Origin of the sequence: Croceivirga radicis (assembly GCF_002072105.2) — a bacterium.
Classification (GTDB): Bacteria; Bacteroidota; Bacteroidia; order Flavobacteriales; family Flavobacteriaceae; genus Croceivirga; species Croceivirga radicis.
The window spans coordinates 16600-31333 of the sequence record NZ_MTBC01000011.1 but is presented as its reverse complement, the minus strand read 5'-3'; the positions used below and the strand labels follow the sequence as shown (position 1 = coordinate 31333).

Sequence of the window (14734 nt, the reverse complement as noted above, 5' to 3'; positions counted from 1 at the left end):
ATTAGGGATTTTCAGAGATTGAAAAGCCTAAAGTTTCCAAGCCATTTTGTACGTCTGTATTCTTCATAAATAAATTCCAGAACAAACCACTTCGGTAATTTTCTATCATTACTGGGATGGGGCCTTGGTCTATAGCCAAATATCTGGGTAAGTACCAATTTTCTTGGTGACTGTATGCATCAAACGGGCCGTATTTACCTACTAAACTATCTTGTTCTTGGTATAAACTTCTTAAGTAAGTAATGCTTTCTTTAGGCGTATAGGGCATGCTAGATAAAGCAGCTGTAGGCGAGATTACGCCAAGGTCATTATCGGGTCGGTGTCCGGCATATCCCTTAACGGAATAACTAGAAGTTAAACCCCAATTTTTTTCACCGTAGCCTTTAAAGTTATTAGGATTGGCAATGGCATGTTTGTAATGGATTTTAGCATGGTTTTTGTTCAACTTCCAGTAATCGCCATATTGGTCTTTTAGACCTTTTGGATTTAAACCCAAATAGGAGTAGTGTGCCCAAAATAATGGTCCTACGGGAGAAGCATCATGCTCATAGTGGTCTAGCTCCGTTTCTAGACCGTAATAAGTAGTATCTTTTGCAATGGCTCCATTTCTAGCCCAACCTTTATCATAAACCGATTTCTGTATGGAATGAGTAGGAGAACCAGCAGCCAAAATATACATGATTAAGGCTTCATTGTAACCACCAACAGGAAAATTCATCTCCCAACCATATTCTGGACTCCAATGCCAATACAAAACATCTTCATTGCCTTTGGTGTACCAATTCCATTCTACGCCTTCCCACAGTTTTTGAATTCTGTTTGCTAATTCTTGCTCTTTAGAAGACCCTTCTTTAAAATATTCTCTAACGGTAAGTAGCCCCTGCACTAAAAAAGCAGTCTCTACCAAATCTCCGCCATTATCTTTTTTACTAAAGGCGGTAACCTTGCCATTGGGCAGCAACCAATGGGGCCAAGCACCATTAAAACGGTCTGCTTTTTCTAAAAAGGTTACAATTTTTTCATACCGTTCTAAAGCTTGGGCTCTGGTTATAAAATTACGCTCTACACCCACCAATATGGCCATTAGACCAAAACCAGAACCGCCAGTAGTAATAATGTCCTTGTCGTGTGTTGGGTAAATATCATCTAAATGTATACGCTCTCTAGCTAGGCCGGAATTTGGCTCTGCACCTTCCCAAAAATAATTGAACGTCTGGTACTGTATGCTATCCAATAATTGCTCATCAGAAAGCACAACCTTTTTGGTCTGCGTTGTTTTGGTTTCTTGTTTCTTTTGGCCATTGCATCCTAGGAGTAAGGATGCAATTGCCAAGTGCATTAAAATTAATCGCATTTAAAATTAACTTGAAGATTTGTATTAACTGAGTCTACGGGTTCATTAAGGCCTGTATCTCTTCTTGAGATAAGGCACGGTCAAATAGGTACAATTGGTCTATATAACTAGAATCCGATAAATGCCCCCATGCCATAAAATTTGGTGCTCCAGAACCAATGGATAACAAGGAGCAATTTTCCCAACTTATTACTTTATCCGTCATATCACCAAAATTGGCAACAGGCTCACCATTAAAATAGATTTGGGTGGCAGTCTCGGTAACTGTGAAGGCAATGTGTACCCATTCATTAGCGGTAACATCTAAAACTTCCCCGTCGTTCCAAACATCACCATCCGCGGTTCCAAGGTGTAATTTTATACGTTGCTCCGTTGCAGAACCTTCTCTAAATAAACGAAAGCCTGCGGATAAATCGTTAGTACTCTCATCTATCATAGGCGGAGCCACAGTAAGAATACCCGCCCTGTCTGGGGTGCCATCTACTTTGTACCAAAAGGCACCGCTAAATTGGTTGTTTAATAAACCATCTATGGGGAATGTAAGATACGCGTCTGCTGTACCTGCATAGGCATCTGAACCTTCTTTGCTTTCCCCGGCAAAAGCGGGTGTACCTTCCATGGTGGCGGCTAATCCATTGTTATCATCTATATAATCGCCATCAAAAGGTAGAAATAATGTAGACCCAAAGTTTTTGGGTGTAAAAGTACCCCCCGCTATTTCTGCTACCTCTTCTGGGCTAAGTGCCTTGGAGAAAAATCGTAATTCATCTATAGCGCTTAAATCTGATAAGTGGTCCCAATAGCTAAACGTAGGTCCGCCAGCACCAATGGTAAAGTTACCAACGCCTGTCCAATCTATAGGTGCGTCCATATTGGATGACCGTGCCTCTGAACCATTAATGTAAATGGTATTTTTGTCATTAGCTATGGTAACCGCAATGTGTACCCATTCTCCTGTTGTTGCATCAATCACATCACCATCATTCCAAACCTCAGCGGTTCCCGTACCAACATTTAGTTTGATGCGTTGTTCGTCTGCCGAACCTTCTCTAAATAGGCGGAAGCCTTGCAATCTATCTGCCTCATCATCACCAATGACCAAAATACCCGCCCGGTCTGGACTTGCATTTACGCGGTACCACATACTGGCACTAAATTCTGCTGAGGTTAAGCCTGTAGAAGGGTAATTTACGTAAGCATCGGTTGCACCCATAAGGGCTTGGTTTTCTTTGCCATCTGTAACAAATGTTGGGGTGCCCACAGCACTCCCCGCTTTACTACCAACCAAGTCGATAAAATCGCCATCAAACGGCATGTAAAAAGACTCGCCATCATATTGTGGTGTATAGGGATTTAAAGCGTTAATCATTAATTGAATATCCGTAGCGGTCAATGCCTTATCAAAAAGGCGCAATTCATCTATACTACTTTTATCGGATAGGTGATTCCAATAACTAAAGGTAGGGCCACCAGCACCTATGGTCATAGTTTCACAACCGGTCCAATCTATTGGAGCTTCCAAAGTAGCAGATAGCATTTCTACACCGTTAAAGAAAATAGTGGTTTTTGTTGCAGAAATAGCCATGGTCACGTGTACCCATTCACCAGCGGCAACATCAATAACGCCACCATCGTTCCAGCTTTCTCCAGCTCCCGTTCCTACGTTTAGCTTTATGCGTTGCTCCGTTCCGTTCCCTTCTCTAAACAAACGGAAACCTTGAAAACGATCCTCTTCATCATCACCGACTACCAAAATACCCGCTCTGTCTGGGTTAGCATCTACTTTATACCAAAACGCCGCACTGAATTCTGAAGTTTTTAGGTTTTCCATAGGAAAGGATAAATAGCTATTTTCCGCTCCTTTATAGGCATCTGCACCCACGTAACCATCCCCAGCAAAACCAGGACTCTCCACGGCAGTAGCTTTTTTAAAGCTTATTAAATCCATATAATCCCCATCAAAGGCCATGTAAAATTGTTCACCTTCAAAGAGTGGTTGGTAGGGTGGGGCTTTGGTGAATTGCGCGCTAACCGTAGTGGACTTTCCTTCTAAATCTATTGCGGTAATAGCAAGTTCATGTTCACCGTCTTCTAAGCCTTGGTGGGTGTATTGGATGGGAACAATTCTATAATCCGTAAAGGTAGAAAACTGAGCAATTGAGCTACCGTCTAGTAAAATATTAATTGATTTTACCTCTATGTCGTCCTTTACTTCAAAATCTATATCTAAACTGGTTGTCTCTTCAAAAACCTTAATTTCGGTTCCTTCTGTAGGATAGTTCAAGGTGATTTGAGGAGCGGTCTCATCAGCTCCTGGATCAACTTTGGTAATATCATCTATTCCTTGCTCACAAGAAATTAAGGCAAGGCAAATGATACCTAATAGAATATATATGTTTTTCATTTTTTTAGATTGAAGGTTAGCTTATTGGTTGCTGTTGGTACCACCTAAAGGCAAAGCGTCTACTTGTGCTTGCGGATAAGGTAAATACTCATCATCGGCCGTAAAAGTTCTGCCGTCATAGCTCAACTCGGTGTAGTTGTCCAAACGAATCATATCGTAATAGCGAATGCCCCATTCCAATGCCAATTCTGCAAATTTTTCTTCCATTACATCTTCTGAAGTAACACCTGTTACAGTGGGCATGTTGGCTCTTGTACGAATTAAGTTTACCGCTTGGTCCGCACTTATACCGTTTGGTGTACCACCTCTGGTAACTGCTTCTGCATACATCAACAGAATTTCTGCATATCTAATAACAATCATGTTTTTACCACCGCCGTAATCATTTCTACCTTCGGTAAGTTGTACGGAGGGTAGGTAGTGTTTACCACTAGCAAATAAGGCTCTTGCATAATCGTTAATAACATCGCCATCTCTTGTGGTGTTGCTAACAAAACTGGGTAAAGTAGCGTAGTTAGGGTCTGTTTGTAATTCTGCTATACCTCTATCCGTAAACAAGACACTACTTTCTAAACGGGTGGTTTCACCGCGGTCTAACATAAATTTTATGAACTTTAAACTAGGTTCATAAAAGCCCCATCCACCAGATGCGTTTTCCCTAGCGGGTGTCCAACCCTGTGGACCAAATGGAGCTAACAGATGGTAAAAACTGTCTCCGGTACTATTGCCAAAATCAGAAAATTGCAGTTCAAACAAACTTTCATTACTCAATTCTCCGGGTTTTTTAAATAATCCGTAAAAATCATCATACAAAGAAAACTTGCCCGAATTGATAATTTCTCCGGTAGTACTGGCAACACCTGTATAATCTTGTAACTCTAATTGGGCCATAGCCTTTATGGCCATTGCCGTAAAACGGGTTACGCCTCCAGGAATGTCCGTACGTTCATTAGGTCTAAGATTAGGTAATAAAGGTATTGCAGCATCCATCTGAGTAATAATGTATTGCATTACTTCATCTTTAGTAGCCACACCATTGGCAATTTCACCATCGGGCTGCGTAGTTTCTATGATAAAAACATCTTGAAATACGCGCGCTAAATTAAAGTGCAACCAAGCCCGCAAAACGGTGATTTCCGCAATGTACTGGTCTGCCGTTTGGGCATCTTCTGGTGTTGCTAAATCTTTAAAATTATTGATGAGTTCTATCTCCGTATTCAAGTTTACGATGTCTCCATAATGTACATTCCAAAGGCTATTGTACATCCAATAATTTTGGTCGTAGATAAAATTATCCGTGTCCGTAAACGGTTGCTGGTCACCTAATCCGCCAGCATTAACATCATCTCCACGAACCGATAGTAATAAAGGTTCTTCCCAACCCCTGGTAGCAATAATATTGTATGCGCCTACCAAAGCTTGTATCATATTATCCGTATCAGAATAATCTAAATCGTCTGCGTTTAACTGTCCTTCACGGTCATCGAACCTATCACTACAAGAGAGTAGTATAAAGCATGCGGAAAGTACGGCAAACCAAGGTTTAAAGTTTTGTTTTATAGTATTCATAGCAGTTTGTTTATAATTTTACATTAACACCAAATGTGTAAATGGCAGGTACCGGATAGGTTTGGCGGTCTACGCCATCACTCACTTCTGGATTAAAGCCATTGTAGCTAAACAGTGTTAGCGGTCTTTCTGCGGTTAGCGTGAATTTAAAATCAGGAAACTTGCCTTTAAGTTGGTCTCCTTTTAAGGTGTAGGAAAGTTGAACATTTTGAATTCTAAAGAAATCTCCATCTTCTACCCAAAAATTGCTTAAACGCTGGTTCCAGCTATTTCTAAGACCAGCAGAGGACGGGTAGCTGTTACTTGTACCTTCACCGTGCCAACGGTTAATGGCCAGATCTGCATCCATATTGGTGTCATTGGTAAAAATAACTTCACCTCTTTTTCGGTTCAAGATTTTATTGCCGGTTTGGCCGTAAAAATCCATGGTAAACCCAAATTGCTTATAGTTGAGCCCAATGTTACCTCCATAGGTGAATTTTGGCAAAAAAGAACCTAGCACCATTCGGTCTTCATCATTTATAAAACCATCGCCATTAGCATCCCTGTATTTAAAATAGCCAGGTTCTATGTTTTGGCCTTCTGCAATTACATTTTGCGCAACAGGATCGTTATCTATCTCTGCTTGATTTTGATAAACGCCCGTAGTTTGATATCCGTAAAAGGCATACAATGGTTCGCCCACCAACGTACGTTGTCTAAATTCCGCTGATCCAGAATCTATATAACCCCTCTCGTCTTCTAACGAAATGGTTTCGTTTTTAACCGTGGTTATATTGGCACCTATGCTGTATGAGAAATCTTCATTTATGTTGTCTGACCAGCTGGCTGCAACCTCAATACCTGAGTTGCGGATGACCCCAGAATTACGATTTACCGTTACGTTGGCAATAGGTATATAAACTGGCATTATGGCATTTTCCGTGTCCCGTATGTAATAATCTGCATCTAAGGAAAGTCTACTGTTAAGTGTAGTAAGATTAAAACCAAAATCTAATTCTTCTACAACCTCCCAAGTTAAATCTGTAAAGGTGCTAGTAGCGGTAACACCCGTAACCGGTGTATCTCCTAAATCTACGGTAGTATTGGTTATGGTATTAGCTCCTGAACTCGCGGGTACGTTATCATTACCCAATCTTCCCCAACTAGCACGCAGTTTAAAGAAATCTAGGAAATTACTTTCTTGTAAAAAGGGTTCTTGAGAAACTACCCAACCCAAACCTACAGAAGGGAAGTAACCCCACTGTTCTTGGGTAAACTTTGATGAACGGTCTGCCCTAAAGGTACCATATACCAAATAGCGGTCTTTAAAATTATAAGACAAACGCCCAAAATAGGATTGGCCGTAAATTCTGCTATTACTTTCATTAACATTATTATTGAACGTTAAAGGATCCGCAAAATTTAAGTACCATGAAGTTTCATAGTCTATCCCGGCAATATCACTACCTGTTGCACCAAATCTATTTGCTTCTTCATCTCTGTACGATGCACCTGCCAAAAGCGTAATGTTGTGGTCTTCACCAATTTTATCTGTATACGTAAGGGTATTATCCCAGATTTGGTTAAAGAAGTTATTTTGTTGCCTGTTGATAGATGAGCGTCTTTCGTCTCCAAAGCCCATGTTGTAGGGTAGGTTTACGTAACGCTCTTCTAACGCGGAAAAATCTAAATTATAAGTAGTCTTAAAGGTTAATTTTTCAGGGATTAAATCCGTTTCTGCATAAAAATTAGCTAGTAATTTTCTGATTTTTAATCGGTTTTCATTGTAGGCCATATCCGGAAATGGATTTTGGGTTCCCCTGTAACCCAATGCTCTTGCATTGGCGTATGAATTTGGTGTAGCCTCTGTATTTTGTGCATCAAAAACGGGGAGTATAGGCACTGCAAAATAGGCTTTGAACCAAGCCGAATTTTCTGGAGCGTATTGTGTGGCGTTACTAAACACGGTGTTTACACCAATTTTTAAATTGTCCGTCACATCCACGTCCAATTTGGACCTAATGTTAAAACGTTCGTACTTATTTTTCATGTCTAGTAAACCCTCTTGGGTAAAGTAGTTAATCCCAGTAGAATAGCTAACATTTTCCGTACCACCCGTAACAGACAAACTATGGTTTTGGATAATACCATCCCGCATGATCTCATCATACCAATCCGTATTCACATCTGGAATATTGGGGTTTACACGGCTGCGGCCATACCGTTGCATGGCATTAAGTATAAACTGTGCATCTGCAGAAGAACCAGATTCTAAGGCCATGGTGGTAAATTGCTCTGCATTGGCCATTTTAAGTACATTCTGCGCCCTTTGTATACCGGTGTAGCCATTGTACTCTATTTGTGGCTTTCGGTTTTTACTACCAGATTTGGTTTCTATAATAATTACCCCGTTGGCGGCCCTAACCCCATAAATTGCAGAAGATGAAGCATCTTTTAAGATGTTCATAGATTTAATATCGTTTGGATTTAAGAAGTCGATATTACTATAGAACATACCATCCACCACGTATAATAAGCTGGTAGCATTAGAAAATGTACCTAAACCCCTAATCCTTACAGTAGGTGATGCACCTGGTGTACCGGGGGAAACAATTTGTACACCTGCAACTTTACCTTGTAAGGATTGTACAGGGTTAGCAGAAATGGTTTTTTCTATTTCTTCTGTTGAAACACTTACAATGCTCCCCGTTAAGTCTGCTTTTTTTTGTGTTCCATAACCTACTACAACAACCTCATCTAAGTTTTGTGTGTCTGGTAGTAAGGTCACATCTATGGTTGTGTTACCATCTACGGTAATTTCTTTTGGGCTAAAACCAATATAGCTATAGACCAACGTACTATTGTTGGGTATGTTGGCCAACGTGTAATTGCCATCAAAGTCTGTTTGGGTACCTGTTGTACCGTTTTTAAGAACTATACTTGCGCCTGGAAGCGGTAGTCCTTTGTCGTCAATAACTGTTCCTGTAATTGTTAGATTATCTTGTCCAAAAAGTATAATTGGATAGCTAAATAACAGGAATAGCAAAATGCTCCTAGTCAAATTCATGTTTGTGCAATAAAAAAGTTAGTTTTTTGCTAAATTAATAAAGGGTGCGTCTTAAGGATTGCAATGGTATTACATAAAAAATACATCAAAATCTGTTATGCTGTAATCCCTTGATTTTATTGGTGTGTTGTACCTTTTGAGAAATAGATTTTGAATAAATTGTACTGTTTGATGTAGTATTGATGTAGTGTTTTTATGCTTACTGTTAATGCTTTAGCTGTTTTGAATTTTAATAGGAACGTAATTTCCTGTCCAACAGATGTAGTTTGATTAATGATTCATTAAATGGTAATTAAAAAGTTAGATAGATTTTCGCTGCTATCTAGGTTTAGTTTTTTTCTAAGTCTATAGCGATGTATTTCTACACCTCTGACCGAAATGCCCATTAATGGTGCTATTTCTTTACTGGTTAAATTCATTTTTAAATATGCACAGAGCCTTAAGTCTTTAGGGGTCAATGATGGATATTCCTTTAAAAGCTTTTCAAAGAAATCATCATGTAGTTCATTAAAATGAAATTCAAACTTATTCCAATCATCGGCGTCTTCAATAGACTGATCTAGTTTTTTTATGTAAGACTGGTACCTCTTAGAGTTGCTGAACTTTTCTTTGTTCATGAGTAAAAGGTTTTTCATTTCCAGCATTATTTCATTTTTCTTGGCAATGTTTAAAGTGGTATTGGTTAATTCATTTTGTTTTATTTTAACCTGTTTAGCCAACTCTTCACGTTCAATTTTAGCTAATTGCTCTTTTTGTTCTTGCTGCATTTGCAGCTCTAATTCTGTTTTACGTTTATATAGCTTACGCCTATTGTAGAGTCTAATGATAAAAACCGTAAGCCCTAGCAATAGTAGATAACCAATTAAACTGTACCATGAAAGATACCAAGGTGGTTTAATACTAAAACTAAATTGAACTGGTTCTGATTGTTTATTACCCATACCCATGGTAAAAACTTTACATGTGTAGCTGCCATAGGGTAAATTGGATAAGGAAATAAAGCCTGTTTCTGAGAAGCCATTAAATGATGTTGAACCCTCTATTTGATATGTATAACTGCAATCGGTTTCAGCTGGTGCCGCCACCTTAAGTTCTAATTCCCTTGAAGGTGCAAATGGAAGATTTACTTTGTTAGCTATAGGATTATAATTTGTAGTACTAGTGTTTAGGCTTATTAATTTTGGCTTTTGAACTTCTGCTTTTCCCTGTTGTGCTAATAATTTGGTCTCCTCTATAAGCGCAAAACCATCGTTAAGCGGTATTGCGTAGGTATTGTTACTATACGGAATCAAGTTTTGGGAGTCCGAGGATAATCGCTGTCTTATGGGGAGTTCATCTATAAGTAAAGAATCGCTGGCTAGATTGGTTTTTAAAATCCGGTGTGTTTCGTTATTTACAAACCAATAAGAGCTATGGTCATAATACAATAGTTCCTTATTTTCATAAGGTTCAAATTCAGCAAAATTTTCAATTTGATTGTTTATAGGATTAAATCGGTACCACTTACCATCTGTGTTTATCGTTATTTGGTTCTTTATATTGAAAATTTTCACATTATAGCCAGATGGATTTTCTTCGGAATCAAATGATTGAATGCTATCTACAATTCTTTTATTTTTTGGGTTTAAATGTACCCTATGGTAGCCTTTATAGGGGTGTGCTGTCCATAAAATGTGGTCTGTTTCAAAACAAATTTGTTTAACCGGTGTAGTGTACCCTTCTAGTTTATGTATTTCCCAATCCATTCCCTTCTTCTCAAACCAAACAAGCCCTGTGTAAGTGCCTTGTAAATAGGTTTTGGGGCGGTTGGGCTGTTTTACAAACGTGTAACCGCCAGAATGTGGGCTTATTAATTCAAAATTGCTATCTGTAATTTTATAAGTTCCTGTGTTATGTCCACAAAGTAAATCGCCCTCTATAACAGATAAGTCCCAAACATGGCCTTGAGAACCTTCTATAAACGTTAGTCCCTCGTTCTCAACTTTAAAGACTCCGGTATTGCTTCCTAAATATTGGATATTATCATGTTTTGCAATGTCATATACCATTCCTAAAGATCCGGTGGTATCAGTAAAATAGGTGGTTGCAGGGTTTAAGTTCAATCTTGCCAAACCATTATCCAAACCAATCCATAATTGATTTTTAAAAGGGTGCATTGACAAAACCGTATTATTTTGAAGGCCTGTGGCTTTGTTATAAATTGCTGTGCTACCGGTTTTAGCTTGGTAAAGGTAAAGTCCATTCTTTATGGTTCCAAAGGCTATGTCACCGTTGTCTAGCACTTTTAATTTATTAAGTTGGTGCGCTTTTAATTCTGTATTGAGTGCTGTTTTCCATGCCAGTGCTTTGCCATTTTCAATGGTAAAGCAGCCATTGAGTTTGGTACCTATGAATAACTTATTGTTCCAAATTGCCATGTCTGTGATGGCATTATTTTTAAGCACACTAGAATAGGGTAGGGTTGTAAGTTTATCTCCTGATAATAAATATAATGTACCAGTACCAGTTGCAACTATTAGTTGTTCTTTAAATACTATAAAATCAGAAATTACTTGGGTTGGCGTAATTACCTGTATTTTTTGTTGTTCGGGCTCATAGATATAAATTGTAGAAAATGATCTAAAGGCAATTTGTTTATCATTTATTGGGATAATTTCCCAAAACTCTTCACTTGTAAAAGTATGGTCCCTAATTAAATGGGTTAAACTTTTATACTGTAGTTGGCCAATGTTATTTTTTACCCAATAACCAAATTCTTCATAGGAACCGGTATAAATTCGATTGCCAATTTTGGTAATTGAACGGATTATGGTGTTATTGGGTAATTTATATAGCTGCCAAGATTCTCCATTAAAAAACAATAAACCTCTATTGTTGGCAATATAAAGCTCACCGTCTTTAGCTATGGTTATGTCCCAATTTTTGCTGCCAGCTTTATATTCATATGTTGTGTAGTTAAAAATTGGAGGCAATAACTGTTGTCCAAAAGTGATTGTATGGCATAATATCACTAAAAGACAATAAAAAAGATTCCGCATAGTTCAGTCTGTCCGTTATACAGACCTAAGGTACAAAACCAAAAAGAATAGGGGTGGTTGAAATTTTCAACTAAAGTGAAGGTATAATAAAATTGATTGCGCTATAAATAAAAAAACCTTCCAAAATTTTGGAAGGTTTTTTGTGGTGACCTGACTGGGGCTCGAACCCAGGACCCTCTCCTTAAAAGGGAGATGCTCTACCAACTGAGCTATCAGGTCTTGCTTTTTTTGATGGCTTAGTGCCTTAAAGCGGGTGCAAATATAAGACGTATTATTAATTAATCAAGAAGAAATAGTAATAAATTTGTCTTTTTATGAATTTTAAAATCATTCAAAATTATGAAGGTGGTCCTTTTAGGATATATGGCTAGTGGTAAATCTACTGTAGGTAAGGAACTTGCGTCTAAAAACAACGTTGCGTTCATAGATTTAGACCAAGAAATAGAAAAGCAAGAAAATTTATCGATTGCTGAAATATTTTCAGAAAAAGGCGAGATTTATTTCAGAAAAAAAGAAACAGAGGTACTAAAAAGGTTATTACAAGAAGATAAAAATTTGGTTTTGTCCCTAGGAGGAGGAACTCCCTGTTATGGCAATAATATGCAATTGGTAAATGAGTCTAACTACAACTCGTTCTACATAAAACTTTCTATACCGGTTATAGTGGCTAGATTAACCAATGAAAAAACAACTAGGCCATTGGTGGCACAAATTGGGGTGGCAGATTTACCGGAATTTGTAGGTAAACACCTTTTTGAAAGAAATACGTTTTATCAGCAAGCAAAGCATACCATCACCGCAGATTCCTTGACCGTGGCAGAAACCGTTACGCAGATAGAAGAATTGGTTTAATCTAGATAAACGGCTTCTTCTTTTTGGTCAAATTCTACCCGTACATGTTCATTTAAAGAGGTAGACAGGGATATACCTTTATAATCTGCCTTTACTGGAAATTTTTTATGGTTACGGTTAACCAATACGGCTGTTTTTAATTGTTTTAAAGGAGTTTTGATAAAATGGTGAACCCCATAGATAAGTGTAGAACCAGAATTAAGTACATCGTCTACCAAAACTACAGATTTGTTGGTGTACTCTTCTAATTTTAGTGATGTGGTTACTCCGCTTTTTAAAGGATTTGTTTTATCCATAGAAACCTTACAGAGTATTATTTTACTCTCTGTAATCTTTTTTAAATGGGTAATAATCTTTTTGGCAAAAATAAGTCCGCCGCCCTCTATGCCAGCAATAATAATCTCTGGAGCGTCTATATTGGCTTCTAATATTTGATAGGCAATCCGTTCAATTTTACGTTGAATTTGGCGGTGAGATAAAATTTTATTCTCCATACTTAGTTTTGTTTCCGTTTTTCAAAGATAAAGAAGAGCTCCTTATTGGCTCTAGGGCTTATAGAATTATAAGCGGTTTCTAAAACCCTTAAATCAAAAAAATCTTTAAATAATAATTCGTATTCAATTTTACTACCTCCAAAAGGGGGACCGTCTTTTTCAAATTCCAAATTAAAAAATAGACCAACCAATTTGCCCTTATCATTAAGTAAATCGTGCATTTTTAAGACATACTTACTTCTTAGTTTGGGATTAAGTGCGCAAAAGAACGTCTGTTCTAAAATTAAATCATAATCCTTTTCATCTAAATCAAAGAAATTTCCTTGCTTTAAATGGGTGGGTGGGAAACCAGACTTTTTTAAATGCTGTAAGGGTTGCTCCGCTAAATCTATAACCGTAACATTTTTAAAGCCTTTACTACGTAAGTAAAGGGCTTCATGCCCATAACCGGCACCAGGAATAAGAATTTTAAGCTGTGTGTTCTCTAATTGGTCTATAAATGCCTTTAATGGGGTAGATATAGTACCAATATCCCAACCGGTACGTTCTTCTTTATACCTATTTTCCCAAAATTGTTTATTCAGATTCATCTAAATAGTCGTCAATATCCCTACGATCCTTTTTAGTGGGTCTTCCCAAGCCTTTTTTGCGATAATGGTCTTTTGCGTATTGTAACAACTCATTATGTTCAAAAGCTTCTTGCGGTGTGGTATCTTTTCTATAAATATTTACCAATTTGGCACCAACCCGGCTTTCAGGTAGGTCAAGAACTTGTAATTGATAGTCAATTTGGTTTTTGCGTACCACTATATTATCCATCGGGTAAACTTCCCTAGATGGTTTAACCGCGCTACCATTTATTTTAACTTGTCCTTTTTTACACGCATTGGTAGCTATGTTTCGGGTTTTAAAATAACGTGTGCACCATAAATATTTGTCAATCCGCATTTATCCTTAAAGTTTCTTAATGGCAAAGAACAAAAATAGCGGAAAATCGTATCTTGCGCAGCCTATAACCAAAACTATTTAAATGAATAGGATATTATTGATTTTAGGGATTGCCTTAACGGTAATTGCCTGTAATAATGATGATGATACAAATGTAATTGCGGTACCTGTTAAAACACTAACAGAGGTAGTTGCGGAAAATGAAGTTGAAATAGCAGATTATTTAGCTACGCACACCTACAATTACGAAGATTTTGAAGGAGGGGCAACAGATGCTACAATTACCATACAGGAACTTACCGGAGATAATGCAGGTAAAACACCACTTGCAGATTTAATGCAAACGGTTAATATAAACGTATCATCTTCGCATTTTGGCTTAGAAGAAGAGGAGAATGACGTTTCTCATAAACTATATTACTTAGAAGTTGTAGAAGGCGGTGGTGTAAACCCTACCTATGCAGATTCTACTTTATTAAAGTACGAAGGTATGTTGTTGAACGGAACAAAATTTGATGCCTCAAACGAATTTACCTGGCTAGAATTACCATTTACGGTAAGAGGTTTTGCCAATGGTGCCGCTCAATTTAAAACAGGTACAACAGACGGTATTGTAGCTAATCCGGATGGTACTACCAATATTTCTAATAGTGGAAAAGGAATAGTAATTATGCCAGCTGGTTTGGCTTACTTTTTATCTAATAATACTATTCCAAGTTATGCACCACTTGTATTTACCTTAGAGATAGGTTTAACTGAGGAAGATACGGATACCGATAGGGATGGTATTCCAAATTTAATGGAAGACCTAAATGGTAATGGTTATATGTTTGATGACAATACAGATTCTGACTTGGAGCAAAGCAATTTTACCACAGCTGTACCCAATTTTAGAGATTCTGATGATGATGGTGATGGAACCAGCACTAGAGATGAAATAGTTATAGATGCAAATGGAAATATAACCTTGACCGATTCTAATAATGATGGTGTTCCAGATTACTTGGATCCAGATACTTTCTAGAT

10 protein-coding genes and 1 tRNA gene are annotated in these 14734 nt (G+C 37.9%); 2 read left to right on the top strand and 9 right to left on the bottom strand.

Going from position 1 to position 14734, the window contains the following annotated elements; genetic code table 11:
- Position 1: 1 nt before the first annotated feature.
- The 6 genes from BUL40_RS14030 to BUL40_RS14005 all read right to left on the bottom strand — a co-directional run bounded on the left by BUL40_RS14030 (position 2) and on the right by BUL40_RS14005 (position 11633).
- Positions 2-1354, bottom strand: coding sequence for a glucoamylase family protein (locus tag BUL40_RS14030; protein ID WP_080319765.1), 1353 nt, complete (start codon positions 1352-1354; stop codon positions 2-4).
- Positions 1355-1388: 34 nt separating this feature from the next.
- Positions 1389-3758: a LamG domain-containing protein gene (locus BUL40_RS14025; RefSeq protein ID WP_080319764.1), complete on the bottom strand. Its 2370-nt coding sequence runs from the start codon at positions 3756-3758 to the stop codon at positions 1389-1391.
- A 21-nt stretch (positions 3759-3779) separates the two neighbouring features.
- Complete coding sequence (locus tag BUL40_RS14020; protein WP_080319763.1) at positions 3780-5327, bottom strand: RagB/SusD family nutrient uptake outer membrane protein; 1548 nt, start codon at positions 5325-5327, stop codon at positions 3780-3782.
- 10 nt (positions 5328-5337) lie between these two features.
- Positions 5338-8376 carry a SusC/RagA family TonB-linked outer membrane protein gene (locus BUL40_RS14015; RefSeq protein WP_080319762.1) on the bottom strand — a complete coding sequence of 1013 codons (3039 nt, stop codon included), beginning with the start codon at positions 8374-8376 and terminating at the stop codon, positions 5338-5340.
- A gap of 281 nt (positions 8377-8657) precedes the next feature.
- Positions 8658-11414 (bottom strand): LuxR C-terminal-related transcriptional regulator, encoded by a 2757-nt coding sequence (locus BUL40_RS14010; protein WP_244901880.1) that lies wholly within the window; start codon positions 11412-11414, stop codon positions 8658-8660.
- A 143-nt stretch (positions 11415-11557) separates the two neighbouring features.
- Positions 11558-11633 (bottom strand) — tRNA-Lys (locus tag BUL40_RS14005).
- 120 nt (positions 11634-11753) lie between these two features.
- Between BUL40_RS14005 and BUL40_RS14000 the strand changes: the two genes are divergently transcribed.
- Positions 11754-12266 carry a shikimate kinase gene (locus BUL40_RS14000; protein WP_080319760.1) on the top strand — a complete coding sequence of 171 codons (513 nt, stop codon included), beginning with the start codon at positions 11754-11756 and terminating at the stop codon, positions 12264-12266.
- Here the strand turns inward: BUL40_RS14000 and BUL40_RS13995 are convergent.
- From BUL40_RS13995 to BUL40_RS13985, 3 genes are read right to left on the bottom strand one after another with little or no spacing between them, the layout of a single operon-like run.
- Positions 12263-12760 (bottom strand): phosphoribosyltransferase family protein, encoded by a 498-nt coding sequence (locus BUL40_RS13995; RefSeq protein WP_010520010.1) that lies wholly within the window; start codon positions 12758-12760, stop codon positions 12263-12265. The genes BUL40_RS14000 and BUL40_RS13995 overlap by 4 nt on opposite strands.
- A 2-nt stretch (positions 12761-12762) precedes the next feature.
- Positions 12763-13350 (bottom strand): methyltransferase domain-containing protein, encoded by a 588-nt coding sequence (locus BUL40_RS13990; RefSeq protein WP_080319759.1) that lies wholly within the window; start codon positions 13348-13350, stop codon positions 12763-12765.
- Positions 13337-13708: an RNA-binding S4 domain-containing protein gene (locus BUL40_RS13985; RefSeq protein ID WP_010520012.1), complete on the bottom strand. Its 372-nt coding sequence runs from the start codon at positions 13706-13708 to the stop codon at positions 13337-13339. The genes BUL40_RS13990 and BUL40_RS13985 overlap by 14 nt, the downstream gene beginning before the upstream one ends.
- Positions 13709-13790: 82 nt before the next feature.
- Here BUL40_RS13985 and BUL40_RS13980 point away from each other — a divergent pair, with 82 nt between their 5' ends.
- Entirely contained in the window at positions 13791-14732 is a 942-nt protein-coding gene (locus tag BUL40_RS13980; RefSeq protein ID WP_080319758.1) for an FKBP-type peptidyl-prolyl cis-trans isomerase, read from the top strand.
- Positions 14733-14734 lie beyond the last annotated feature (2 nt).

Coding starts and splice junctions, on each gene's coding strand:
- BUL40_RS14030 (WP_080319765.1), bottom strand. CDS start 1,354: ATGCGATTAATTTTAATGCACTTGGCAATTGCATCCTTACTCCTAGGA.
- BUL40_RS14025 (WP_080319764.1), bottom strand. CDS start 3,758: ATGAAAAACATATATATTCTATTAGGTATCATTTGCCTTGCCTTAATT.
- BUL40_RS14020 (WP_080319763.1), bottom strand. CDS start 5,327: ATGAATACTATAAAACAAAACTTTAAACCTTGGTTTGCCGTACTTTCC.
- BUL40_RS14015 (WP_080319762.1), bottom strand. CDS start 8,376: ATGAATTTGACTAGGAGCATTTTGCTATTCCTGTTATTTAGCTATCCA.
- BUL40_RS14010 (WP_244901880.1), bottom strand. CDS start 11,414: ATGCGGAATCTTTTTTATTGTCTTTTAGTGATATTATGCCATACAATC.
- BUL40_RS14000 (WP_080319760.1), top strand. CDS start 11,754: ATGAAGGTGGTCCTTTTAGGATATATGGCTAGTGGTAAATCTACTGTA.
- BUL40_RS13995 (WP_010520010.1), bottom strand. CDS start 12,760: ATGGAGAATAAAATTTTATCTCACCGCCAAATTCAACGTAAAATTGAA.
- BUL40_RS13990 (WP_080319759.1), bottom strand. CDS start 13,350: ATGAATCTGAATAAACAATTTTGGGAAAATAGGTATAAAGAAGAACGT.
- BUL40_RS13985 (WP_010520012.1), bottom strand. CDS start 13,708: ATGCGGATTGACAAATATTTATGGTGCACACGTTATTTTAAAACCCGA.
- BUL40_RS13980 (WP_080319758.1), top strand. CDS start 13,791: ATGAATAGGATATTATTGATTTTAGGGATTGCCTTAACGGTAATTGCC.